The sequence below is a fragment of the Natranaerobius trueperi genome (assembly GCF_002216005.1).
GTDB classification, from domain to species: Bacteria; Bacillota; Natranaerobiia; order Natranaerobiales; family Natranaerobiaceae; genus Natranaerobius_A; species Natranaerobius_A trueperi.
Map to the genome: position 1 here is coordinate 20,521 of NZ_NIQC01000007.1, position 23,570 is coordinate 44,090.

At 31.7% G+C, this 23,570-nt stretch carries 23 protein-coding genes and 1 other annotated feature; of the genes, 22 read left to right on the forward strand and 1 reads right to left on the reverse strand.

Annotated features, from left to right (window positions below; all coding sequences use genetic code 11):
* Positions 1-87: 87 nt before the first annotated feature.
* The 12 genes from pgeF (at position 88) to CDO51_RS04585 (ending at position 10,689) form a co-directional block, all read left to right on the forward strand.
* On the forward strand, positions 88-903 hold the full coding sequence (gene pgeF, locus CDO51_RS04530; protein ID WP_089023119.1) for a peptidoglycan editing factor PgeF: 816 nt from the start codon (positions 88-90) through the stop codon (positions 901-903).
* An 87-nt stretch (positions 904-990) separates the two neighbouring features.
* Positions 991-2,181, forward strand: a complete 1,191-nt coding sequence (locus tag CDO51_RS04535) for a biotin/lipoyl attachment domain-containing protein (protein ID WP_089023120.1) — start codon at positions 991-993, stop codon at positions 2,179-2,181.
* Positions 2,182-2,196: 15 nt separating this feature from the next.
* Entirely contained in the window at positions 2,197-2,904 is a 708-nt protein-coding gene (locus CDO51_RS04540; RefSeq protein WP_089023121.1) for a YggS family pyridoxal phosphate-dependent enzyme, read from the forward strand.
* Between the two features lie 2 nt (positions 2,905-2,906).
* Complete coding sequence (locus CDO51_RS04545; protein WP_089023122.1) at positions 2,907-3,377, forward strand: cell division protein SepF; 471 nt, start codon at positions 2,907-2,909, stop codon at positions 3,375-3,377.
* Between the two features lie 14 nt (positions 3,378-3,391).
* Positions 3,392-3,679: a YggT family protein gene (locus tag CDO51_RS04550; protein ID WP_089023123.1), complete on the forward strand. Its 288-nt coding sequence runs from the start codon at positions 3,392-3,394 to the stop codon at positions 3,677-3,679.
* A 15-nt stretch (positions 3,680-3,694) separates the two neighbouring features.
* Positions 3,695-4,492, forward strand: a complete 798-nt coding sequence (locus CDO51_RS04555; RefSeq protein WP_089023124.1) for a YlmH family RNA-binding protein — start codon at positions 3,695-3,697, stop codon at positions 4,490-4,492.
* 24 nt (positions 4,493-4,516) lie between these two features.
* Positions 4,517-5,050, forward strand: a complete 534-nt coding sequence (locus tag CDO51_RS04560; protein ID WP_089023125.1) for a DivIVA domain-containing protein — start codon at positions 4,517-4,519, stop codon at positions 5,048-5,050.
* Positions 5,051-5,116: 66 nt separating this feature from the next.
* Positions 5,117-5,326: a binding site (T-box leader), on the forward strand.
* Between the two features lie 47 nt (positions 5,327-5,373).
* Complete coding sequence (ileS, locus tag CDO51_RS04565) at positions 5,374-8,148, forward strand: isoleucine--tRNA ligase (protein WP_089023126.1); 2,775 nt, start codon at positions 5,374-5,376, stop codon at positions 8,146-8,148.
* Between the two features lie 109 nt (positions 8,149-8,257).
* The gene (locus tag CDO51_RS04570) at positions 8,258-8,551 is read left to right on the forward strand and encodes a DUF5665 domain-containing protein (protein ID WP_240503490.1); all 294 of its coding nucleotides are present in this window, start codon (positions 8,258-8,260) and stop codon (positions 8,549-8,551) included.
* 16 nt (positions 8,552-8,567) lie between these two features.
* Positions 8,568-9,218: a TraR/DksA C4-type zinc finger protein gene (locus CDO51_RS04575; protein ID WP_089023128.1), complete on the forward strand. Its 651-nt coding sequence runs from the start codon at positions 8,568-8,570 to the stop codon at positions 9,216-9,218.
* A 70-nt stretch (positions 9,219-9,288) separates the two neighbouring features.
* The gene (gene lspA / locus CDO51_RS04580) at positions 9,289-9,741 is read left to right on the forward strand and encodes a signal peptidase II (RefSeq protein ID WP_089023188.1); all 453 of its coding nucleotides are present in this window, start codon (positions 9,289-9,291) and stop codon (positions 9,739-9,741) included.
* Between the two features lie 27 nt (positions 9,742-9,768).
* Complete coding sequence (locus tag CDO51_RS04585; protein WP_089023129.1) at positions 9,769-10,689, forward strand: RluA family pseudouridine synthase; 921 nt, start codon at positions 9,769-9,771, stop codon at positions 10,687-10,689.
* A gap of 12 nt (positions 10,690-10,701) precedes the next feature.
* Here CDO51_RS04585 and CDO51_RS04590 read toward each other — a convergent pair whose 3' ends face one another.
* Entirely contained in the window at positions 10,702-12,429 is a 1,728-nt protein-coding gene (locus CDO51_RS04590; RefSeq protein ID WP_089023130.1) for an Rqc2 family fibronectin-binding protein, read from the reverse strand.
* A gap of 170 nt (positions 12,430-12,599) precedes the next feature.
* Here CDO51_RS04590 and CDO51_RS04595 point away from each other — a divergent pair, with 170 nt between their 5' ends.
* The 10 genes from CDO51_RS04595 (at position 12,600) to priA (ending at position 23,543) form a co-directional block, all read left to right on the forward strand.
* Positions 12,600-15,287, forward strand: a complete 2,688-nt coding sequence (locus CDO51_RS04595; RefSeq protein WP_205842105.1) for a calcium-translocating P-type ATPase, SERCA-type — start codon at positions 12,600-12,602, stop codon at positions 15,285-15,287.
* A gap of 420 nt (positions 15,288-15,707) precedes the next feature.
* A complete protein-coding gene (locus CDO51_RS04600) occupies positions 15,708-16,415 on the forward strand; it encodes an energy-coupling factor ABC transporter permease (RefSeq protein WP_158212322.1) in 708 nt (235 codons plus the stop codon).
* A gap of 10 nt (positions 16,416-16,425) precedes the next feature.
* Positions 16,426-17,115, forward strand: a complete 690-nt coding sequence (locus CDO51_RS04605) for an energy-coupling factor transporter transmembrane component T family protein (protein ID WP_089023133.1) — start codon at positions 16,426-16,428, stop codon at positions 17,113-17,115.
* Positions 17,112-17,963, forward strand: a complete 852-nt coding sequence (locus CDO51_RS04610) for an energy-coupling factor ABC transporter ATP-binding protein (RefSeq protein ID WP_089023134.1) — start codon at positions 17,112-17,114, stop codon at positions 17,961-17,963. Before CDO51_RS04605 ends, CDO51_RS04610 begins: the two co-directional genes overlap by 4 nt.
* 14 nt (positions 17,964-17,977) lie before the next feature.
* Entirely contained in the window at positions 17,978-18,856 is an 879-nt protein-coding gene (locus CDO51_RS04615) for a YicC/YloC family endoribonuclease (RefSeq protein WP_089023135.1), read from the forward strand.
* 85 nt (positions 18,857-18,941) lie between these two features.
* The gene (gene remA / locus CDO51_RS04620; protein WP_089023136.1) at positions 18,942-19,211 is read left to right on the forward strand and encodes an extracellular matrix/biofilm regulator RemA; all 270 of its coding nucleotides are present in this window, start codon (positions 18,942-18,944) and stop codon (positions 19,209-19,211) included.
* 27 nt (positions 19,212-19,238) lie between these two features.
* Positions 19,239-19,853 (forward strand): guanylate kinase, encoded by a 615-nt coding sequence (gmk, locus tag CDO51_RS04625; RefSeq protein WP_089023137.1) that lies wholly within the window; start codon positions 19,239-19,241, stop codon positions 19,851-19,853.
* Positions 19,843-20,034, forward strand: a complete 192-nt coding sequence (gene rpoZ, locus CDO51_RS04630) for a DNA-directed RNA polymerase subunit omega (protein WP_089023138.1) — start codon at positions 19,843-19,845, stop codon at positions 20,032-20,034. The genes gmk and rpoZ overlap by 11 nt, the downstream gene beginning before the upstream one ends.
* 15 nt (positions 20,035-20,049) lie before the next feature.
* Positions 20,050-21,279: a bifunctional phosphopantothenoylcysteine decarboxylase/phosphopantothenate--cysteine ligase CoaBC gene (gene coaBC, locus CDO51_RS04635; protein WP_089023139.1), complete on the forward strand. Its 1,230-nt coding sequence runs from the start codon at positions 20,050-20,052 to the stop codon at positions 21,277-21,279.
* 47 nt (positions 21,280-21,326) lie between these two features.
* A complete protein-coding gene (gene priA, locus CDO51_RS04640) occupies positions 21,327-23,543 on the forward strand; it encodes a primosomal protein N' (protein WP_089023140.1) in 2,217 nt (738 codons plus the stop codon).
* Positions 23,544-23,570 lie beyond the last annotated feature (27 nt).

Consider the following 23,570-nt stretch of genomic DNA (forward strand, 5'->3'; position numbering starts at 1 on the left):
CTCGTACCCTTTTGTACGGGGTTTTTTGTTGTTATAATTAATAGATAAACAATAGATGATATTTTATGTTTACTGGGGGAGTTATTATTGTCTGATCGTAACATGAAATTTACTGAAGGGAAAAATGGAATAGTTTATTTAACTACTGATTTTTTTAGCTCAAAAGAGGTTAATTTGGCTTTTTCGACTAGATTTGGTGGTGTGAGTAAAGAACCATATAATAGTCTTAACTTAGGTTTTTCAGTTCAAGATAACAAAGATAATGTTAAAAATAATAGAATTAGATTTGTAAAAGGTGTAAATTGTGATCCTGAACGTGTAGTATTTGGTAATCAGGTACACGGTGATAATATTGAGATCATAGAAAGCTTAGGCTCAAAAGGGATGTTGATAAATGATGAGATGGGGATCGAAAGAACTGATGGTTTAATAACATTAACAAAAAATGTCACATTACTTGGTAGTTTTGCTGATTGTGTTCCAATATTTTTCTATGAGCCTAAATTAGAATTAGTTGGTTTAGTACATGCAGGATGGAAAGGTACTTTTTCAGAGATAGGTAAAAAATCAGTTTTAAAAATACTTGAGTTAGGCGGAAATGTTGAAGATATCAAAGTTATTATAGGCCCGTCAATTGGAGTATGTTGTTATCAAGTTGGTGATGAACTATATAAAAAGGCGCAAGGACTATCATATAAGTCTGAAATTTTTCTAAAAAAACAAAGTGGACTTTATTTAGATTTATGGAAGACCAATTTTTTACAGCTACAAGAGGCTGGAGTGTTAATCAAAAATATTATGGTGAGTAATATGTGTACCTTTTGTAATTATGACATTTTTTTCTCATATCGTAGAGGAGGAAAAAAAACAGGACGTATGATGGGTTTAATATCGTTAAAATAAACTTTTTAGCAGGAACTTTCAGTTTTTAGGAGAATTTATAATAATGCAATATTAAATTAATGTAATCGATTTGGAAGGGGGAGTAGTTTGAATCGAAATAGCAACACAGGTAATGTAGTAAATTTTCCAAAGAACCGTAATAAAAAACCTAGAAATGATAGTAAAAGGCAACCTTCATTACTGCCTCTTTTGATTTTATTTTTATTAATACTTTTTTTGGTTTTGTTCTTGTCGTGGGCACGTAGTTTTATTTTTGCTAGGTTTGTAGATATTGAAGTTCTTGAAAAAGACAAACAAGAATATTGGTTAGAAGATCTCACAGCTGTTATAAGAAGAGACGAAGAAATCGTTTATGCACCAGTTTCAGGTAAAACAAATCGACTGGTACAAGAAGGAAAAAGAGTACAGAAAGGCCAACCTATAATTTCTTATGATCAAGTATCAATTACTGAAAAAGATTTTCAAACCACAGATGATATAGCAAATGAGATTAACAAAACACTAGCTAGATTTGAAATAGAATTATCTGCTTTAAGAAATCAAGATTCTAGTGGAGCTCATATAAGTGAAACTATAGAAGAATTAAAAGAATTAGATTCTAATTATCAAGAGCTAGTTAATCCTGATATTGAACTGGGAAATACTGATGAGTCTACTAAAATTAATGCACCTAAACCAGGAATTATTAGTTTTTTCATTGACGGGTTAGAAGAAAAATTAGACAAAGAGAGTATTACACCTGAAAAAATTAATCAATACAAAGGTCAATATGAAGAATATTTACAGGACTATGAAGTTGCAGTTGCAAGAGCTCCATTGTTTAAAATGGTAGATAATCATCGATGGGAAGCTATGGTAATTGTAAATTCATCGAAGTTATCTTATTTTGATGAGGGGAAGAGTGTACCAACAGAATTTCATTTTAATCAAGGGGACACTCTTACAGGTAAAGTTTTAGATGTTAAAGAACATGATGATTATGGAATTGTAAATCTTGAGTTTAGGCGCGAAATTGAAGACTTTTGGGAAACAAGATTTACAGAAGTAAATTTAGTTAAGAATACACGTACAGGATTTAAAATACCGGAAAGTGCACTTACTGAAAAAGACGGACAAACTGGGGTATATCTTATTAAAAGAGGTATTGTCCGCTTTAAAAGTATTGAAATTATAGATGAGTTAAAGGCAGATGATTATGTACTAGCAGATGGTTTAGATGAAGGAAGTTTAATAGTGACAAGCACCTTTTTTGTCAGAGAGGGTGACAAATTAAGGTAAGAAAGGGGGATTAGCATGACTAATATAGAATGTATTAAATATAACTTGTCTGATATTAAACATTGTATATCTGAAGCTGCGAAAAAAGCAGGAACTTCAGAAAATGATATCAAAATGGTAGCAGTTACTAAATATGCTAATTTAGATCAGATGAATAAACTACTTGACTTAGGTGTTACAGATCTAGGTGAAAATAAAGTACAAACTGCAGTACCGAAAATTGAGAAATTAGGTGATCAAGTGAACTGGCATTTTGTTGGACATCTTCAAAGTAATAAAGTGAAATATTTAATTAATTATGTAGACTTAATTCATTCCTTAGATAGGAAATCACTAGCTAAAGAGTTAGATAAGCGAGCTAAGAAAGATGATATTTATGTTGATGCCTTAGTTCAAGTTAACATAGCACAAGATGAATCAAAATATGGTATTTCACCTGATCAAGTTACACCTTTTATAGATAAAACTATGAACAGTTATCCTAACATTAATATACGAGGATTAATGACAATGACTCCATACTATCCAGATCCAGAAGAAATACGGCCATATTATGTTAAAATGACTGAATTATTTAGAAAAATTAAAGATGAGTTTGAAATTGATGACTTTAAGTACTTATCTATGGGAATGTCACATGATTTCCCAATAGCTATAGAGGAAGGGGCTAATCTTGTGAGAATTGGACGTGCTTTTTTCAAATCTAGAGAGGAGGGGAATTAAACATGAGTTTTTTTGAAAAAATGTTAGTATTTTTAGGTCTAGCAGAAGAAACTGAAGAAGAAATTATTGAAGAAGAAGAAACTGAACCAGTTCGAGAAACTTCAGAAAGAAACAAAAAGAAGAAGGTTGCTAGAAAGAATAAAGATAATCAGGTAGTACCGTTACACAAAGCATCTAACCAACATAATATTAAAGTCTTTTTATTAGCCCCTAAAAAGTATGATGAAGCTCAAATGGTTGGTAAGTATCTTAAAAATGGATTCCCAGTTATAGTTAACTTAGAAAATTTAGAAGTCGAAACAGCTAAACAGCTTATTGATTTCGTAAGTGGGACGGTATTTGCTCTTGATGGCAACCTACATAAAATAGGTCAAAATATCTTCTTATTTTCACCACCAAATATAGAAATTGAAGGTGAAATAAGTTCTATTAATAGTGAGTATGAACTTGAGCAAAAGTATAACGAGGAATAAAGGGGTTGAGGTAATTGTTTGTAACAAGAATATTCGGTTTTTTATTTCAAATAATATATACTTTACTAATTTTACGAGTTATTTTCTCTTTTTTAAAACCAGACCCTTTTAGGTATCGGACTCTTTTTAACGCAAATAAATTTATATTTAAAATAACAGAACCTTTTTTATCTCCAATCCGAAATTTAGTGTCGCCAATAACTGTTGGAGGTGGAGGATATATTGATCTTTCACCATTAATTGCTTTATTGATATTAAATTTATTACAGCGTATATTGTTTAGTTTTAGTTATTTACTTTAGAGAAGGAGGCATAAGATGGAAGATGATAAACATAAAATTTTAAACCATTATACCCATCCTGTTGATAAAGAAACTGCAAGTAAAGTATATGATAAGGCAAATAAGGTTTTTGAGCAGCAAAAATTAGAAATCACTGATTTTTTGGATCCACATCAAGTGGATATTGCTGAGAGAATCATTAATAGCTTTGCAGATATTTCTGCAGTATTTCATGGAGGGTTTGATAGTAGTGAACGTAAAAAAGTAGGGATTTTTCCAAAAGTATGGAATATTACAGAAAAAGATCTAGGAATAGAAGTTTTGGAGATACAAGTTCGGTTTGAGTTTGAAAAGGTTTCACACAGGGATGTATTAGGAGCAGTATTAGGTCTAGGTTTAAAAAGAGAAAAAATCGGTGATATTCAGTTGTTTATGGAAAATAATAAAGTTTTTTTAGCTGTTGATAGAGAGATCTCACAATTTATATGTGATAATCTAGTTCAAATTAAGAATACAAGTGTATCAATTTATGTTGCTGATGATGAGTTAAAACTACCTAAGGAAGAATTTACAAAAGAAATAACAGGTACAGTATCAAGTTTAAGGTTAGATGCAGTTTCAAGTATAGGATTTGGAGCATCAAGAAGTAAAATGAATCAACTTATAAAAGCAGAAAGAGTAAAAATTAATTGGAAACCAACATCTGATCCTAAAACTACTGTAAACACCTGTGATGTTATTTCACTTCGAGGAAAGGGAAGGGTTGAAGTAGCAGAAGTTGGCGGGAAAAGTCGAAAAGGAAGGAGGCATGTCAGATTAAGACGCTATAAATAATTTTCATCCATAGGAGGTGTAATGATGACTTTAACTCCTTTAGATATACATAATAAAGAATTTTCCAAAGGTATCCGTGGTTATAATCCAGATGAAGTTAATGAGTTTTTAGATCAAGTAGTAAAAGATTACGAAAGTATAATTAAGAAAAATATAGAACTAAAAGATGAGGTAGAGAAATTAAATAATAAAATAGAACATTATCAAAAAATGGAAGAAACTTTGCATAATGCAATAATTGTAGCTCAAGAAACTGCAGAGGAAGTAAAGGAAAGTGCACAAAAAGAAGCAGAGTTAATTAAACGTGAAGCTGAGAGCGATGCAAATAAGAAAATTGAAGAAGCTAATAACCAAGTTAGTAGAATAAAATCTGAAATAGAAGAACTTAAAAAACAAGAAAAAACATATAAAGCTCGATTTAAGTCGATGTTAGAGACACAGCTAGAATTACTAGAATCAGATAATTTGCAAGAGAATGATGTTGATTATCAGGAGGATTATTCAGTAGAAACAGCTGACTCTAATGAATTTACTAGTGAGGAACAAGGTGACTCTTAAAAGGATATGTAATATTATTGCACGGAATTTTTGAATATGCTATAATTTATAAAAATATCTTGATGGATAATAGCTATGAAGGGAAGAGTAGCCTTTTTTTAAAATCTACAGAGAGCCAGGTGGCTGAGAACTGGTGATTTAAAATAGGCGAAGATCATCCCAGAGCTCTTTAAGTGAATTTTAGTAGCTTAAAGCGTTAAGCAGGCGTTAACTGCTTAAAGTGCTGGTAAAATTTCCAGTACTAGGGTGGTACCGCGGGATAAGCTCGCCCCTAGAGGGGCGTGCTTTTTTGTTATTTAATAAAAATAGGAGGGTGGTTAACAATGAGTTACAAAGATACTTTAAACTTACCTAAAACAGATTTTCCAATGAAAGCTAAATTACCACAGCGAGAGCCTGAAATTCTTAGTAAATGGGAACAAGAAAATATTTACAATAAAGTATTAGAACATAAAAAAGGTAAACCTAAATATGTGTTACATGATGGACCTCCATATGCAAATGGTGATATCCATATGGGGCATGCATTAAATAAAGTATTAAAAGATATAGTAGTTAAGTTTAAAACAATGCAAGGTTATGATTCACCTTATGTACCCGGTTGGGATACTCATGGACTTCCTATTGAACACCAGATTACAAAAAAGAAGAAAGTTAACCGTAAAAAACTTTCAAATGTCGAATTTAGAAGAAAGTGTCGTGAATACGCGTTAAAATATGTTGATATTCAACGAGAACAGTTTAAGCGTCTAGGTGTACGTGGAGACTGGGAAAATCCTTATTTAACTCTTTCTCCAGAATTTGAAGCAGAACAGGTCAAATTATTTGGTAAAATGGCGCAGGAGGGTTATATTTACAAAGGTAAAAAACCAGTCTATTGGTGTACTGATTGTGAAACAGCTTTAGCGGAAGCAGAGGTGGAATACCAAGACAAACGATCTCCATCAATTTATGTTGGTTTTACTATCAAAGATGGAAAAGGAAAGCTTAAAGAAGAAGAAGTTGAGGTAATGATCTGGACTACAACTCCTTGGACAATTCCAGCAAATATGGCGATATCTTTACATCCTGAATTCAAGTATTCTCTTGTAGAAGTAGAAGAGAGAAAATATCTGCTTGCCTCAGAATTAGTTGAAGATGTAATGGAAAAAATTCAAGTATCAGACTATGAAATAAAAGAAGAATTTTTAGGTGAAGAACTTGAAGGATTAAAATGTCAGCATCCTCTGTTTGAGCGTGAATCATTATTAATCCTAGGTGATCATGTAACATTAGAACAAGGTACTGGTTGTGTTCATACAGCTCCTGGACATGGGCAAGAGGACTATGAAATAAGTAAAAAGTATGATTTAGAGGTGTTTTCACCAATTAATGAAAGTGGAGTATTTACAGATGAGGCCGGACAATTTGCTGGACTGTATTATGACAAAGCTAATAAAGCTGTTACGAAAGCTCTAGAAGAAAAAGGTTATTTATTATCCCTTAGCTTTGTTACACACCAATATCCAGGTTGTTGGCGTTGTAAAAAATCAGTTATCTTTCGTGCAACAGAGCAATGGTTTGCGTCTGTAGATGGATTTAGAAAACAAGCTTTAGATTCTATAAATGACGTTAAGTGGGTACCTGAATGGGGAGAAGAAAGAATAAGAAATATGGTTAATAACCGAGATGACTGGTGTATTTCAAGACAACGTGTTTGGGGAGTACCTATTCCGATTTTTTACTGTAAAGATTGTGGTAAAGAGCTTATTACAGAAGAAAGTATTTCTATTGTTGCTGATCTCTTTGGTAAAGAAGGTTCTGATGCCTGGTTCGAAAAAGAAGCTGATGAAATTTTATCAGATGAAATTAAATGTGAGTGTGGACATGAGAATTTTACAAAAGAAACAGATATAATGGATGTTTGGTTTGACTCTGGCTCAACTCATAAAGCAGTTTGTGAACAGCGTGAAGAACTTACATGGCCTGTTGACCTTTATTTAGAAGGAAGTGACCAATATCGTGGTTGGTTCCAGTCATCACTACTTACGGCTGTAGCAACTAAAGGTAATTCACCTTATCGCACAGTTCTAACTAATGGCTGGGTAGTTGATGGAGAAGGTAAGAAGATGAGTAAATCTATGGGTAATGTAATAGCACCTAAAGAAATTATTGATAGGTTTGGATCTGATATACTCAGACTTTGGGTTGCTTCAAGTGAATTCAAGCATGATGTTAGAGTTTCAGAGAACATTTTAAAACAAATAACAGAAGGCTATCGAAAAATCAGAAATACAGCTAGATTTATCTTAGGTAATTTACACGATTTTGAGCCAGAAACTGATCAGGTTCCATATGATGAGTTACAAGATGTTGATCGATATATTTTATCTCGATTGCAACATGTGATTAAAGAAGCAACAAAATCATATGATAAATTTGATTTCCATGAATTTTATCATATGGTGCATAACTTTTGTGTAGTTGAGTTAAGTCAATTTTATTTAGATGTCATAAAAGATCGAATTTATACTATGCCTGAAAACTCAACTGAACGAAAAGCAGGACAAACTACAATGTATTATATTTTAGATGCTCTTGTTCGATTACTAGCACCTGTATTAACATTTACGAGTGAAGAAATTTGGTCACATATGCCAGGTGAAAATAAAGAGTCAGTGCAATTAGCTGATTGGCCTCAAGTGAATGAAAAGTTTGTTGATCATAAATTAGAAGAGCAATGGGAATATTTCTTAGAATTTAGAAAAGAAGTAGCAAAAGCATTAGAGAGTGTAAGAAGAGACAAAAAAATTGGTAGTCCTTTAGAGGCTAAAGTTAAGATTTATGCACCTGAAGAAAAACAAGAGAAATTACAGCCTTTTTCAAAAAGCCTTGCTGAACTCTTTATTGTATCTCAAGGAGAGCTAAACGAAGAGGATTCGGCTAATGAAGATGAAATAAAAGAAGCATTATTAGTAGAAACTACAGAAGATGGAGTAACTATTGTTATTGAAAATGCTGAAGGAGAAAAATGTCCACGTTGTTGGAACTATCATAGTATGATATCAGAAGATGGAGAACTTTGTCCTAGATGTGATTCAGTTATATCTGAAGACTAGCTCTCATTTATTTATACCCCCTGAAAAATTTTTCAGGGGGTTTTTAACATTTATTAACACATAAAATAATTATTAAAAAGCTGGTTAAATTAATAAGGGGGATGAAATAATGAAAAATAACGATAATAAATTACAAGAAAAACTGGTTGAACAAACCGCTGAACTTTTAGATAAATTAGAAAGATTTAAATTATCAGAATATATGCAATTGCTAAATAGTCCAATTCGTTTTTTTTGGATTAACTTTTTAGGGGGAGTAGCTCGAGGTTTAGGATTTTCAGTTGGTGTAACTATTTTAGGTGCTCTTTTAATCTACTTTTTACAACAATTGGTTGTATTAAATCTTCCTGTTATCGGAGATTTTATAGCAGAGATTGTAAAAATAGTACAAAAACATCTCTAAAAGGAGGTACAATTCAATGACAGATCGAGAATTAAAATATTTCGAAAATCAATTATTAAATTTAAAAGAGAAGCTTAAAAACCAATATGAAGATAATACAGAACGTCAAGAAGAATTGAGAGAGACAACTTCAGAACTTTCTAGTCATGATAATCACCCAGGTGATCTAGCATCAGAACAATATGAGATGGAAAAAGATATAACTATGTCTAATGTTAATAGAGAAAGGTTACAGGAAGTTAATAGAGCATTAGATAAGATAGAGTCAGGTGAATATGGTAGTTGTGAATGTTGTGATGAAGAGATATCTCTAGAAAGATTAGAGACAGTACCATATACTAGATATTGTGTTGAATGTGCACAAGATCAAGAGCAAGATAGCAAAGATTTTCCTTACTTTGAAGATGAAACCCATATAGAACAAATGAGAACTACAAATGATCCAAATAACTATACATATTTTGATAAAGAGGATACATGGCAGAAATTAGAAAGAATGGGTAGTGCCGACGAAACAGAAGAGGATTATGATTTCCCACAAGAAGCTCATGGGTCGGTCGATAAGATAGATAGTTTTTCTACTGAAGATCCTGAAATGCAAGATCCTAATATTGATCCTATGAGATTTAAAAAGAGAAAGAGATATAGGAGGCGTAGAGAAGAATAAAATTGTCAATATAATAACATTGTGCTAAAATTAAGAGGGTATAAAAAGATTGTAGGAGGGATTGGTGTTAGTGGGGCTTTTCATTTTGATTTTTTTAATTATAGCTATTGATCAGATTAGTAAATGGTATATTAAAACAAATATGGAATTAGGTCAGAGTATTCCAATTATTGATAATGTTTTTCATCTTACATATTCAGTTAATCCAGGAGCAGCATTTGGAATTTTAGCCCATAGAACTACTTTTTTCATTATAATGACAATAGGTTTACTACTAGTAATTCTTTATCTTTTTTATAAGCTAAATGATAATTATAAGCTTGTAAAATTCGCTTTAGCACTTCAGTTTGGTGGTGCTGTTGGTAATTTAATAGATAGAATTAGAACAGGTTATGTGGTGGATTTCTTTGATTTTAGAGTGTGGCCGATTTTTAATGTTGCTGATGTAGCTATTGTAATGGGTGTATCGATTTTAGTATATTTTATACTTTTTTCTTATAAAGAGACAGATGACTTGTTTTAAAACATTGTGTAGGAAAGGGGAAGTAATTTGGAGGAAACTAAGTTTCAATGTCAACAAGAAGATAGTCAAAAAAGACTAGACCTTATTATTAGTGAACGAGTTTCACAACTTAGTAGATCAAAAGCAAAGGAATTGATTATAAAAGAATTAGTTCAGGTTAATGGTCACCATAAAAAACCTAGATATGAAGTGAAAACCGGTGATGAAATCATAGTTAACTTTGAGACGTGTGCTGATGATATAAATGTGAAACCAGAGAATATACCAATTGATATAGTTTATGAAGATGAAGATGTGTTAGTTGTCAATAAAGAAAGAGGTATGGTAGTTCATCCAGGCGCAGGTAATCATCAAGGGACATTAGTAAATGCTCTTTTATTTCATTGTGAAAACCTTTCTGAGGGGACATCAAAAGAACGTCCAGGAATAGTCCATAGATTAGATAAAGACACCTCTGGATTATTGGTAGTTGCAAAAAATGACTATGTACATCAAATATTATCTAGAGACCTGCAAAACCGTGATATTAAAAGAACTTATTTAGCTCTAGTATCTGGAAATTTTCCAAATGATAAAGCAACAATTGATCTACCAATAGCTAGAGATAGCAGAAATAGAAAAAAGATGTCTGTACAACCAAGTGGTAAAAGAGCAGTAACACGTGTTAGAGTTTTGAATAGTTTTTCAAATATGACTCTTTTAAAAATACAGTTAGAGACCGGTAGGACTCATCAAATTAGAGTGCATATGAGTCATTTAGGTTATCCTTTAGTAGGTGATCCTGTATATGGAACTAGTAAATCGTTAACACAACAAATAGAAGGACAGGCACTACATTCCTTTTCATTAAGCTTTAATCACCCTAAATATGAAAGGGAAATGTTTTTTAGAGCCCCGTTACCTAACGACATGAAAGATATATTAAAAGAAGCTAAAAAAGCCACCTAAAGGGTGGCTTTTTTAGCTCTCATTTTGTTCTAATTCATAAGGGTTTGCATAGATAGTTTTGTAATTCTCGTAAAATACCATACCAGGTTTAGCACCTTTTGGCTTTCTGACATGTTTAACATAGGTATAATCAACTGGGACATTTTCAGAATGTCTTGCTTTTGAATGATAAGCAGCTATATTAGCTGCTTCACTTAAAGTACTCTCTGGTATATTGTTACCTTTAATAATTACGTGTGAACCTGCTATTTCTTTAGTGTGTAACCAAATATCATTTTTAGAAGTTTCTTTTAAAGTTAGAGAGTCATTTTGTTTGTTGTTTTTACCTACTAATATTAAATAACCATCCTGAGAGTAATAACGAATATAGTCATCTTTTTGTGTTTCTTTCTTTTTCTTTTGTGTTTTTTCTCTTTTAATATAGCCTTCCTGAATAGCTTCTAATTTAATAGTTTCTAACTCTTCTAATGTTTTAGCTTCATCGATTTGAAAAACTAATCCTTCAAGGTATTTGATTTCATTTTTAGTAATTTTTATTTCTTTACCCAATTTTTCTACTCTATTTGTGCTTTTTTTAAATTTATTAAAGTAATTTTCAATATTTTCTCCAGGTGTTTTGCTTGAATCAATAGGAATACTTATCTCTTCAGGTGGATCTTGATAGAAATTATACACTGAAACCTCATTACTATGGGCATTTGCTAATAGGTGATAATTAGCACTGAGTAGCTCACCATAAATTTTATATATACTTCCTTCTTCCGAATTCTCATATTCCTTCTTTTGTTTTTTAAATTTCTTTTTTGCCTTTTTTAATGCTTGGTTTACTTTCTTTTTTAAATTTGTTTGTAATTGATGTGTAAGTTCTTTTCGTTCCTTATAGTAAAAATAATCATCGGTTGCATCATTTAATGAGCTATATTCAATTGTTTTAACATTATCAAATAGACTTTTATCCCAATAGATGTCCTTTATTTCATCAAATTTTTCATCTTTTATCAGAATCGGAGTGTAATTTTGTGACATTAACTTTTCTTTAGTAGAACTCCAGTATGAAATAAGGTCATTATAATCTTGAGTACTAAAAAAACCACTTTTTTTAACTATTTTTTTTGAGAGAAGAGGACTAACACCTTGAAAGTTCTCAAAAAATATTTTTTCATAATCATCTTCGATAGAAGTGTTTTGTAGAAGTTTTTTAAGCTCATTATTAGTTATATCAAAAGGATTTAGTTTGTTTTGCTTTGGTGGTCTTTCAAACAGCACTCCAGGAATAATTTCTCTTTCATCAGAGAGTTCTCGTTGAATTCGCTTAATTCCATCTAGAATTCGATTTGTACCTTTATTAACTATAACTATGTTACTGTGCTTTCCAGTCAGTTCACATGGCAACATAAATTCTTTAGTTAGATCAAACTCATCGGTTCTTTTTATATGAAAGTCTATGATACGATCATTTTCATATTGAGATATATTAGTTATTTTACCTCCAATTAAAAATTTCCTTAATAACATACAAAATGGTGGTGGAGTTGGTGGGTTCTCCATAGATTTATTAGTAAAATGTACACTGCTAGATTTAGAATTTGCACTTAATAATAATGTCTTTTTTCCAGATTTACTATAGATTTGTATCTTTAGGGAATTTTTCGTAGGTTGGTGAATTCGATCAATGCGACCATTTTCTATTTGCTTAAGCTCTGATACTAAACCTTTTATAAAGAAACCATCAATTGGCATTTATCTCACTCCTGTTTATGTAAAAATTATATTGCCAGTTAAAGTATAAGGGTAAAAAAATATCAGGTCAAATTTTGTATACTTTTATTGCAATAAAAGTATTATTTTAGATTTATTGTAATAAACATTATCAGTAGTAGTCCCATTAATGAAAAAAGGGGGGGCATATATTGTCTTTTTACATTAAATCATCAGAAGAAACTGAAGCTGAACTATCAACCAGTATTAAAAGGGGATTATCTTATCGTGAAGTCTCTAAAAGACAAAAAGACTATGGTGAAAATAGTTTAAAGGCAGATGAAACATTTAACTGGTGGGAAGTGCTTTTAGATCAATTCAGGGATTTTATGGTGTTAGTTTTGCTTGCAGCAACCACAGTTTCAGGGCTTTTAGGTGAATATACAGACGCGATAACAATAATTGCTATTGTAGTACTAAATGCTATATTAGGTTTTTATCAGGAGTTTAAGGCTGAAAAGTCTCTTCAAGCACTAAAAGAGTTAACTGCCCCAGAAGCTAAAGTAATTAGAGATGGAGAGATTACTGAAATCCCCGCTTCTGAAATTGTTCCTGGTGACATTGTTTATTTAGAATCTGGAGATCGTGTCCCAGCTGATATTCGATTAAATAAAACAAGAAACTTAGAGATAGTAGAATCTAGCTTAACAGGTGAATCCTTACCAGTTAAAAAACATGAAGATAGATTAAGTTCTACTCCTGATTCTATTGGAGATATCAATAACATGGCCTTTATGGGAACAATGGTCACTAAAGGTTCTGCAACTGGAATTGTAACAGATATTGGCATGGAGACTGAAATGGGCCAGATAGCTCATATGTTAGCTGATGAAAATCAACAAGTTGAAACACCCCTACAAAAGAGGTTGGCAAATTTAGGGAAAGTATTAGTTACTATCTGTTTATTAGTATGTATAGCTGTTGCTTTTTTAGGTGTTTTACGAGGAGAACCGATCTATAAAATGTTTATGGCTGGAGTAAGTTTAGCAGTGGCTGCTATTCCTGAAGGACTTCCTGCTGTAGTTACAATAGCATTAGCGGTTGGTGTACAAAAGATGATGAAAAAAAATGCACTAGTACGAAAACTTCCAGCAGTTGAAACTTTAGGCTGTGCAACGGTGATATGTTCGGATAAGACAGGAACTTTAACTACAAATAAAATGATTGTTGATGAAATTTACACTCCTCTTCTACATTATCATAATAATACGAATAATGGACACTCTTTTATCTCATCAAATCATAAAAAAGTTTCGCCAAAGAAAAATAAAGATTTAAACTTATGTTTTCAAATTGTTGCTTTATGTAATAATACTCTTTATACAAAAGAACAAGGAATAGTTAGAGGTGAACCAACAGAAAAAGCATTATTGCAAGCAGCTGTAGATTATAATATTACACCACTAAGTTTTTCTGATATAACTTACTTAGATGAGATTCAATTTGACTCCAACAGAAAAAGAATGAGTGTCTTTTATAAAGATGATTCTAATCAAGTTGTAATGTTTGTCAAAGGTGCACCTGAAGTAATCGTACCACGTTGTAAAAAAATTATAACTGATAATAAAAACGGAGAATTAAACCATAAAACAACAGAAAACATTATGCAAAAAAATGAAGAAATGGCAAATAAAGCTTTGCGTAATATAGCAGTAGGTTATAAAGTGATTAGTTATGATGATTATAAAAATAAAAATGAAAAGCTAGAAGACCTTGAAAATGATCTGATTTTCGTTGGTTTAATGGGGTTATTAGATCCACCTAGAGAAGAGGTTAAAGATTCAATTTTAAAATGCAAAAAAGCAGGAGTTACTCCAGTTATGATTACAGGTGACCATAAGGCAACAGCAATAGCTATTGCAAAAAAGATTAATCTCTTCTCAAAAAATGCCGATAATAAGGTGATGGATGGTAAAGAATTAGATAGTTTATCTGATCGAGAACTTAATCAAAAGATAAATAACATTAGAGTATTTGCAAGAGTTTCACCTAAACATAAGTTGCGAATAGTGTCAGCTTTAAAAGATCGTGGAAATATTGTAGCTATGACTGGAGATGGTGTAAATGATGCACCAGCAGTAAAATCAGCTGATATTGGAATTGCAATGGGGGTTACAGGAACAGATGTGACTAAGGGTGCGGCAGAACTAATCTTAGCTGATGATAACTTTTCAACTATAGAAGCTGCTATTGAAGAAGGTCGAGGAATATATGATAATATTAGAAAATTTATTAGGTTTTTGCTTTCTTGTAATTTTGGAGAAATTTTAACTATGCTATTTGGTATGTTAATGGGGTTACCGCTACCTTTAAAGCCTATTCAAATTCTTTGGGTTAATCTTGTAACTGATGGATTGCCGGCTATTGCTTTAGGAGTAGATCCAAAAGATCCAGATATAATGAAAAGAAAGCCTAGAGATCCTGAAGAAGGTGTATTTTCGGATGGGCTTTTTAAAACGATTTTAGGAAGAGGACTTTTGATCGGCTTGATAACAATATTTACATTTTATAGAGCACTAGAACTTCAACCAGACCATTTAGATTTTGCAAGAACTATGGGCTTTTCAACTTTAGTAGTAAGCCAGCTTATTTATGTTTTTGAATGTCAAAGTGTACGAAGTGGACTTTCTTTAGCGAAGGTTATTAAAAATCCACAATTAATAATGGCAGTAATAGCTTCATTTATGTTATTTTGTCTGGTTGTATATATAGAGCCATTAGCCCAGATATTTGATACTCATCCTTTAAATCTAGAGAATTGGATGACTATACTTGTACTATCCTTATTTCCTACTGTGTTTTCTGTTATATATGGCAAAATTAAAGATAGAATTTTTTGACAAAATTTATGGTAAAAAAATATAATTTTTAACAGATCTAAAACATCTTCAGTAAATAAGCAAATAGGGGTTGTAAATAACTGCTATATAAAATACTCAACGAAAATAAATAGTTTCTTTATTAGAAACGCTAAACAAACCGCTATCTGCTAAGGCAATCTTCACAAAACTTCATGATAAATGGCGGAGTCTCACAACAGTATATAGAACTTGAATTTGTTTCGAAGAACAAAGAACATACTTGTTTGTATCTTAAAATAAACATCGTGCAATATGTACTAGGTGTGGGACTGCCTTAAATTACTTCTGTCCGTTAAATTAAGAGCTCATTGAAAAGAGCATGTAAGTTTTAAAGTAATTACTCATGTTTTAAAGTTTTTGGTTTATGTCATGATTGTCATTAGAAAAGGGGGAGTATTGATGACTCATTTACACATTCCAGACGGAGTTTTACCAGGAATATGGATATTCATTTCATTTGCTTTATGTTTTGTAGTCCTTGGATTAGTTATAAATTATGTAAAAAAACATAAAAATAGTAAAAAAAAGATTATTCATACAGCGGTTATATCTGCATTAATGTTACTAGGAATGTCTATACCGTTAGGTCTAATACCATATCATTTAAATTTGACAGTATTAGCGGGGATAGTTTTAGGTAGTGGCCTGGGATTTATAGCGGCTTTTATAGTTAATTTATTTCTTGCTTTAGTAGGTCATGGAGGGTTGACTGTAGTAGGACTTAATACTTTAATTATTGGATTTGAAGTGTATTTAGCTAGGACGATTTTTAATTCTTTGTCTAATATTGGTTTAGTAAAACGAGTTGCTTTTACAACAGTTTTTGCATTGTTACTAGTAACAGTATTGATGGTAGGGGTAGTATCAACTATGAATATGCCTATAGAAGTGGCTGCACACTTAGAATGTTCACATCATACTCATGAAACGATATCAGTGTCAACTGATCACTTTACAAATAATTTTATATCTTTTCTTTTAGTAGTGCTTCCTATCGTAAGTGGTGGAATTATATTAGAAAGTATTATCATTTCATTGATTGTTAGATATATTACCAAAGTAAAACCAGACTTAATTGACTATTCTATCAGATATCCTGTGAAATAGGGAGGAAAAAATGAAACTAAACTATTTTGATTATCTAGCAAATACTGAATCGTTTTTACATAAAAGATCTACATGGGTGAAATTTTTAGTAACTCATTTATATTTTGCTGCAATTTTTTATAGCGAGTCTTTATCTTCATTACTACTTATAACAATAATTATATTAATTAATTTATTACTAACTAGAATTAGTCTAAAATATTTAGTATTACTAACTTTATATCCAATCATTTTCGCAAGTTTTTACCTACTGGTGTTTTCACATGAATTAGGATGGGTAGTAATAATCAGAGCAATTGCATCTGTATTTAATGTTTTATTATTGTTTAGTACTGCACCAATAACTGAGATTATAGCTTTATTAAAACCTGTAGTACCACAATTATTAATCGATATAATTTTTCTAACATATCGTGTTTTTTTTATAATGTTATATCGTTTTCATCTGGTTTTTAAGTCAATGCGAGTACGTGGCGGATATAATCCAAAAAAATTAGTGACAAATTTAAAACATGTAGGATCAGCAATAGGCCTGTCAATAATACAAAGTGTCGATTTGAGTGAGCGACTTTACGCTATTATGGCTATTAGGGGCTATCGATCAGGGTTTATGGGGAGTACTACAAAAGGTTTTTACAGTTACAATTTATATAGTATAATAACAGCTGTAATAACCTTATTTTTGGCGGTGATGTTATGACCAAAAGAGTAGTTCATGTGAGCTGTATTAAACATAAGTATTTAGATAAAACAGAAGTTGACCTATGTGGGTTAGATTTTATAGTAAATCAAGGAGAGCGTATAGTGATATTAGGGTCTAATGGTTCTGGTAAGACTACATTACTTTCACACATAACGGGCCTATTAGAACCAACGAGTGGTAGTATTGAAGTCTTGAATAGAAACCCTGCAAAAAATCCTGATTTAGTATCACAAAAGCTAGGAGTTTTGTTTCAACATGTAGAAGAACAATTACTTGGACCTACTGTTTATGATGATATAGCTTTTGGACCTCGTAATCATGGGTGGAGTAAACAAGTTATCAAAAATAAAGTTTATGAAATCGCTGATGTATTAGGAATAAGACATTTGTTAAATAAACTTTGTCATTATTTGAGTGGTGGGGAAAAAAGGAAAGTTGCATTAGCTGGAGCTTTAGTCATGGAACCTGAAATATTAGTATTAGATGAGCCTTTTGTTGAGTTAGACCCTATTTCAAAAAAAGAAATCTTACAAACCTTGAACAAGTATAACCAAGATAAAAAAACTGCTATAATAGTAGCAACTCATCAAGTGGAATTAGTTTATAAATTAGCTGATTATGTCTATATCTTAAACCAAGGAGAAGTCATTGATAAAAAAACTCCAAAAGAAATTTTAACTAATAAAGCGATATTTGAAAAAAATAACCTTGAGTTGCCTCATATGGTTCAATTGCTGTATAATCTCAAACAAGCTGGTTTAGATATACCGATCACATTTGATGTTGATTATTTGTCTAAAGAAATTATTGATCAATTAAAACTGAGCAAGAAAGAAATTACATAAAGGAGGAAATTAATTTGGTATACAGTATGACAGGATTTGGGAGTAGCAAGTTATCTGACTCTGAATTAGAAGGTAAAATTGAAATTAAGACTTTAAATCATAAATACTTAGATATTCAAGTTAAAGGACCCCGTGAATTATTCTCATTAGAAGAAAGTATTAGAAAAATGGTTTCAGATAGAATATCAAGAGGACGGATCGAAATACGTTTTAATATTAAATTTACTGAGCAGCATCATGCTAACGCAGAACTCAATAAACCATTAGCTGAAAGTTATTTACAAGGTTTGACTGAATTAAAGGAAATGACAGAAGAACATGATAGATCATTGCTATCTATCGTTTCAAGGTTACCCGAAGTGTTTATACTTCAAAGAGAAGAAGTTGATGATAGTAAGCTGTGGCAAAAGATACAGTCTAGTCTTAATGAGGCACTTGATGAATTGCTATCAATGAAAGAAAGAGAAGGTGACAAACTGAAAGCAGATATTATAACTCATAAAAATAATTTAAATGATCTAGTATCGAAAATTTATCAATTAAAAGATAGGTCAACTGATAAAGTAAAAGGAAGACTAAAAGATCGTGTGGGAGAAATGATTGAAGATCAAAATATTGATGAAAATAGAATACTTCAGGAAGTAGCAATTCTTTCAGATAAAGCTAATATAGACGAGGAACTTGTTCGTATTAACAGTCATATTAATCAAATGAATGAAGTGTTAGAAGAAAGTGGTTCGATTGGTCGTAAATTAGATTTTATTGTTCAAGAAATGAATAGAGAGATAAATACCATAGCTTCTAAAGCAAATGATGAAGAAATTTCTCAGTTAGTGATAGAAGCAAAGAGCACAATAGAAAAAATTAGAGAACAAGTGCAAAACGTAGAATAAGTTAGTTAAATAGGGAGTAACTTGCATTGTTCCCCTCAAATAAGCTATACTATTATTATAATGATTTCTAAAAGGAGGAAACGCTGTGTCAATTAAATTGGTTAATATCGGTTTCGGAAATATCGTATCTGCTAATAGAATAGTGGCAATAGTAAGTCCTGAGTCAGCGCCTATTAAAAGAATCGTTACCGAAGGAAGAGATAGAGGTATGCTTATTGATGCTACGTATGGCAGAAGAACAAGGGCCGTTGTTATTACTGACAGTGATCATGTAATTTTATCTGCGGTTCAACCAGAAACTGTTAAACAAAGGTTACACACTGATACTACTGAAGATGAGGACGAGTTGCATTAAAATATTATATAGCGGGTGGGAATAAATATGAAAAAAAAAGGATTACTAGTCGTTCTTTCGGGACCTTCTGGAGTGGGAAAAAATACAGTATGCGATCAATTACTTACAAGTTACTCTAATTTAGAGTATTCAATATCTATGACTACTAGATCTCCTAGAATTGGAGAAACAGATGGCGAAAACTATCATTTTGTGTCTAAAGAAGAATTTCAAACAATGATAGCTAATGATGGACTTTTGGAGTGGGCAGAAGTATTTGGGAATTTTTATGGAACCCCTCAAAGTTTTGTTGATAGAAGATTAGAACAAGGTAAAGATGTAGTATTAGAAATTGACATTCAAGGAGCTTTACAAGTTAAAAAGAAGCGACCTGATGGAGTTTTCATTTTTCTATTACCTCCATCATTACAAGAGTTGCGTCATCGAATTAAAAAGAGAGGAACAGAAGATGATGATGCAATGTCTAAACGATTAGAAGCTGCAAAAAGTGAGATAAATACAGTTTTTCAATATGATTATACTATTATCAACACTGACATACAGCAAACAGCAGATTGGATTTATTCAGTGATATCTGCTGAAAAGTGTAATGTTGACAGGGTAGGCGAAACACTTGTTAAAGAGGTGATTAATGGTGAATAATTTAGATATTGACAATCTAATTAAAAAAGTAGATAGTAAATATTCTTTAGTAATAGGAGTCGCGAAAAGAGCCCGCGATATTACTGATAACTCTGAAGCACTTGTTCATAGTAATTCGCAAAAAAGTGTAACAGTTGCTCTTAAAGAACTTGATAGAGACAAAATCAATATTACTAGATAAAAGTGAGTGAATGTCATGAGTGACAAAAAATCTAAGGGTAATATTTTATTGGCTGTTTCAGGAGGAATTGCGGCTTATAAATCTATAGAACTATGTAGTCAACTAAGAAAAAATGGTTATAATATTAAAGTTATGATGACAAAATCGGCTAAAGAGTTTGTTACACCATTGACTTTTGAAACAGTAACTCAAAATCCAGTTATATCTGAAATGTTTTCTAGAACTACGCATTGGGATGTAGAACATATTAGCTTAGCAAAGTGGGCAGACTTGGTAGTTGTTTGCCCAGCAACAGCCAATATTATAAGTAAATTGGCTTGTGGAATTTGTGACGATTTTGTTACTACAACATTACTTGCAACAAAAGCGCATTGTATTATTGCCCCAGCAATGAATACGGCTATGTATGAACATCCATCAATACAAAAAAATTTAGAAACTTTAAGTAACTATGGATATAATTTCATATCACCAGATTCAGGACAATTAGCTTGTGGGGATACTGGTAGGGGGAAATTAGCCTCAATAGATAAAATATTTGATCAGATAGAATATCAATTTAATGTACAAGCTGATCAACCTTTAAAAGGTAAAACTATATTGGTTACTGCCGGAGCAACTCGTGAACAAATAGATCCAGTTAGGTATTTATCAAATCCAAGTACTGGTAAGATGGGGTATGCTGTTGCTGAGGCAGCTACTAAAAAGGGTGCACATGTTATATTAATTACTGCACCTACTAATCTAACCCCTCCACAATTTGCTGAAGTTGTTAATGTTACATCTACAAAAGAGATGTATGATCAAGTTATGGAAAATTTAAATAAAGCTCATATTGTAGTTAAAACAGCTGCTGTAAGTGATTATCGACCAAGTACTAAATTTTCGTCTAAATTAAAAAAAGATGACGTAAATGATGATTATCAATTATCACTAGTCAAAAATCCAGATATTTTAAAAGAAGTGGGAAAAAATAAAGATGGGCAAATAGTAGTGGGTTTTGCAGCTGAGACTGATGATATACTTAAAAATGCTAAGAAAAAAATGAAAAACAAAAATACTGATATGTTAATAGTAAATGATATCTCAGCAAAAAATGCTGGCTTTGAAACAGATGTAAATACAGTTAAAATTCTGTTTCTAAGTGGTGAAATTAAAGAATTACCTACTATGTCTAAAACTAGACTAGGGGATATTATAGTTGATGAAATAGAAAATTGTATTTACAGTGACCGACCTTATTAGGTCGGTTAATTTATAGAAATAATCCCTTTTTGGGGAGGGTGTATAATGTGAAATATTGTAATGTTATTATATTAGACATCGTTTCAGATGAATTAGATCGTAAATTCACCTATAGAGTACCAGAAAAATACCTAGACAAAATAATAGAAGGAGTATTAGTAAAAGTTCCGTTTGGTAAGAGAAGATTACTTGCTCTTGTTGTGGAGGAAGTTATTAAGATTGATTTTCCAAAAGAAAAGTTAAAAGATATAGTTGGAGTTGTCTTTGACACACCAGTTTTAACTAATGATCTATTAAAGCTTGCAAATTGGATGAGTCAATATTATCTTTGCTCACTTTCAAAGGTAGTTAATACAATGTTACCTAAAGGAGTTAAATTAGGTATAAATCCCGCATATGAAAAATATGTTGAATTAACTGATAAAGAAATGGCTGATTCAATTTCAAAAAAAGCGAGTAAGCAGAAAAATGTATGTGAAATTTTGCAAGAAGAAAATGTTTTAAAATGGAATGAATTATTACAAAAAGCAAATTGCACAGAAGCCCCTGTAAAGTCTTTACAAGAAAAAGGTGTTATAACAGTAAATAAAAAAAGGGTTTATCGTGAGCCTATTTCCTATGACAAAGTGGCTCATTATGCTTATAAAGAACCTACACACGCTCAAAAAACTGTGCTAAAATTGATTAAAGATCAGCTACATTCTAGAGATAAAATTCCTACTTTACTTTTTGGAGTGACAGGTAGTGGTAAGACTGAAGTGTATCTTCAAGTAATTGAAGAAGTACTCAAAAACAACAAAGACACGATTGTACTGATACCTGAAATATCACTTACACCTCAAACTATTGCACGTTTTGTAGGTAGATTCGGTGATAAAGTAGCAGTAATTCATAGTAGGTTAAGTACAGGAGAAAGATTCGATCAATGGGAAAAGGTTCTTCGAGGAAAAGCGAAAATTGTAGTTGGCCCACGCTCTGCTATCTTCGCTCCTTGCAAAAATTTAGGGTTAGTTATAATTGATGAGGAACACGAAAACTCGTATAAGCAAGGAGAAATTCCGAGGTATCATGTGCGCAGCGTAGCAGAGAAAAGATGTGAAATGACTGATAGTTCATTGATTTTAGGGAGTGCAACTCCTTCTATGGAAAGTATTTATAAAGTCAAAGAAAATAAGTACCAGCTAGCTGAACTTTCTAAACGAGCTACAGACGCAACTTTACCTGATATAACCTTAATAGACATGAAAAGTGAATTTCAAAGAGGTAATAAATCAATTTTTAGTAAAACCTTGTTAGATGAAATAAAACGAAATACTGATTTAGATAAACAAGTTATTTTATTTTTAAATAGGCGTGGTTATGCTAGCTTTCTTTTATGCAGAGAATGCGGATATACTATTACATGTCCGAGATGTGAAGTTACATTAACATATCATAAGTTTTCTGATCGTTTATTGTGTCATTATTGTGATTATACTGAACCAGTAACTTCTCATTGCCCTAGTTGTAAGAGTAATAAAATAAAAGAATTCGGTACAGGGACACAAAAAATTGAATTAGAACTTAAAAAGTACTTTCCATACTTAAGCACTATTAGAATGGATGTAGACACTACAAGTAAAAAAAATTCACACAAAGAGTTATTAGATGATTTTAAAAACCAAAAGGCACAAGTACTGATCGGAACTCAAATGATAACCAAAGGGTTAGATATTCCAAATGTGTCGTTAGTAGGAGTTATTACTGCAGATACTGCATTAAACCTACCAGATTTTCGTGCAGGTGAGAAAACTTTCCAGTTATTAACCCAAGTTTCAGGCCGTGCTGGTAGAGGTGAGGGGAAGGGTCATGTGGTTATACAATCATATAATCCGTCTCATTATAGTATTCAAGCAGTAAGAGGTGAAAATGTTAGGAAATTTGCAAAAGAAGAACTTGCTATGCGAAAAAAGTTAAATTATCCACCTTATTCACAGCTAATTAGAATAGTTTTAAGATCATCCGAAGAAAATGCTTTAGAGAACTACGCTGATCATTTAGCTGATAAACTAGAAGATCAAGAATACGAAGTATTAGGTCCTAACCCATGTCCAATACTAAAAATCAAAGATGAGTATAGGTGGCATCTTATGGTAAAAGTTAAAAAGGATAAATTCATTAATGATAAGAAATTGCAAGATTTTTTATTAGAAGAAAAACATAACATAACAGAACAGGGAATAATAAGAATAAGTATAGACGTTGATCCTATTAATCTATTATAGTAGAGATGAGAACTAGGAAAGGTGGCG

Bases quoted from the DNA above. Each gene is read 5' to 3' on its own strand.
- CDO51_RS04540 (WP_089023121.1), top strand. From the start codon at position 2,197: ATGACTAATATAGAATGTATTAAATATAACTTGTCTGATATTAAACAT.
- CDO51_RS04545 (WP_089023122.1), top strand. From the start codon at position 2,907: ATGAGTTTTTTTGAAAAAATGTTAGTATTTTTAGGTCTAGCAGAAGAA.
- CDO51_RS04555 (WP_089023124.1), top strand. From the start codon at position 3,695: ATGGAAGATGATAAACATAAAATTTTAAACCATTATACCCATCCTGTT.
- CDO51_RS04560 (WP_089023125.1), top strand. From the start codon at position 4,517: ATGACTTTAACTCCTTTAGATATACATAATAAAGAATTTTCCAAAGGT.
- ileS (WP_089023126.1), top strand. From the start codon at position 5,374: ATGAGTTACAAAGATACTTTAAACTTACCTAAAACAGATTTTCCAATG.
- CDO51_RS04570 (WP_240503490.1), top strand. From the start codon at position 8,258: ATGAAAAATAACGATAATAAATTACAAGAAAAACTGGTTGAACAAACC.
- CDO51_RS04575 (WP_089023128.1), top strand. From the start codon at position 8,568: ATGACAGATCGAGAATTAAAATATTTCGAAAATCAATTATTAAATTTA.
- CDO51_RS04590 (WP_089023130.1), bottom strand. From the start codon at position 12,429: ATGCCAATTGATGGTTTCTTTATAAAAGGTTTAGTATCAGAGCTTAAG.
- CDO51_RS04600 (WP_158212322.1), top strand. From the start codon at position 15,708: ATGACTCATTTACACATTCCAGACGGAGTTTTACCAGGAATATGGATA.
- CDO51_RS04605 (WP_089023133.1), top strand. From the start codon at position 16,426: ATGAAACTAAACTATTTTGATTATCTAGCAAATACTGAATCGTTTTTA.
- CDO51_RS04610 (WP_089023134.1), top strand. From the start codon at position 17,112: ATGACCAAAAGAGTAGTTCATGTGAGCTGTATTAAACATAAGTATTTA.
- gmk (WP_089023137.1), top strand. From the start codon at position 19,239: ATGAAAAAAAAAGGATTACTAGTCGTTCTTTCGGGACCTTCTGGAGTG.
- rpoZ (WP_089023138.1), top strand. From the start codon at position 19,843: ATGGTGAATAATTTAGATATTGACAATCTAATTAAAAAAGTAGATAGT.
- coaBC (WP_089023139.1), top strand. From the start codon at position 20,050: ATGAGTGACAAAAAATCTAAGGGTAATATTTTATTGGCTGTTTCAGGA.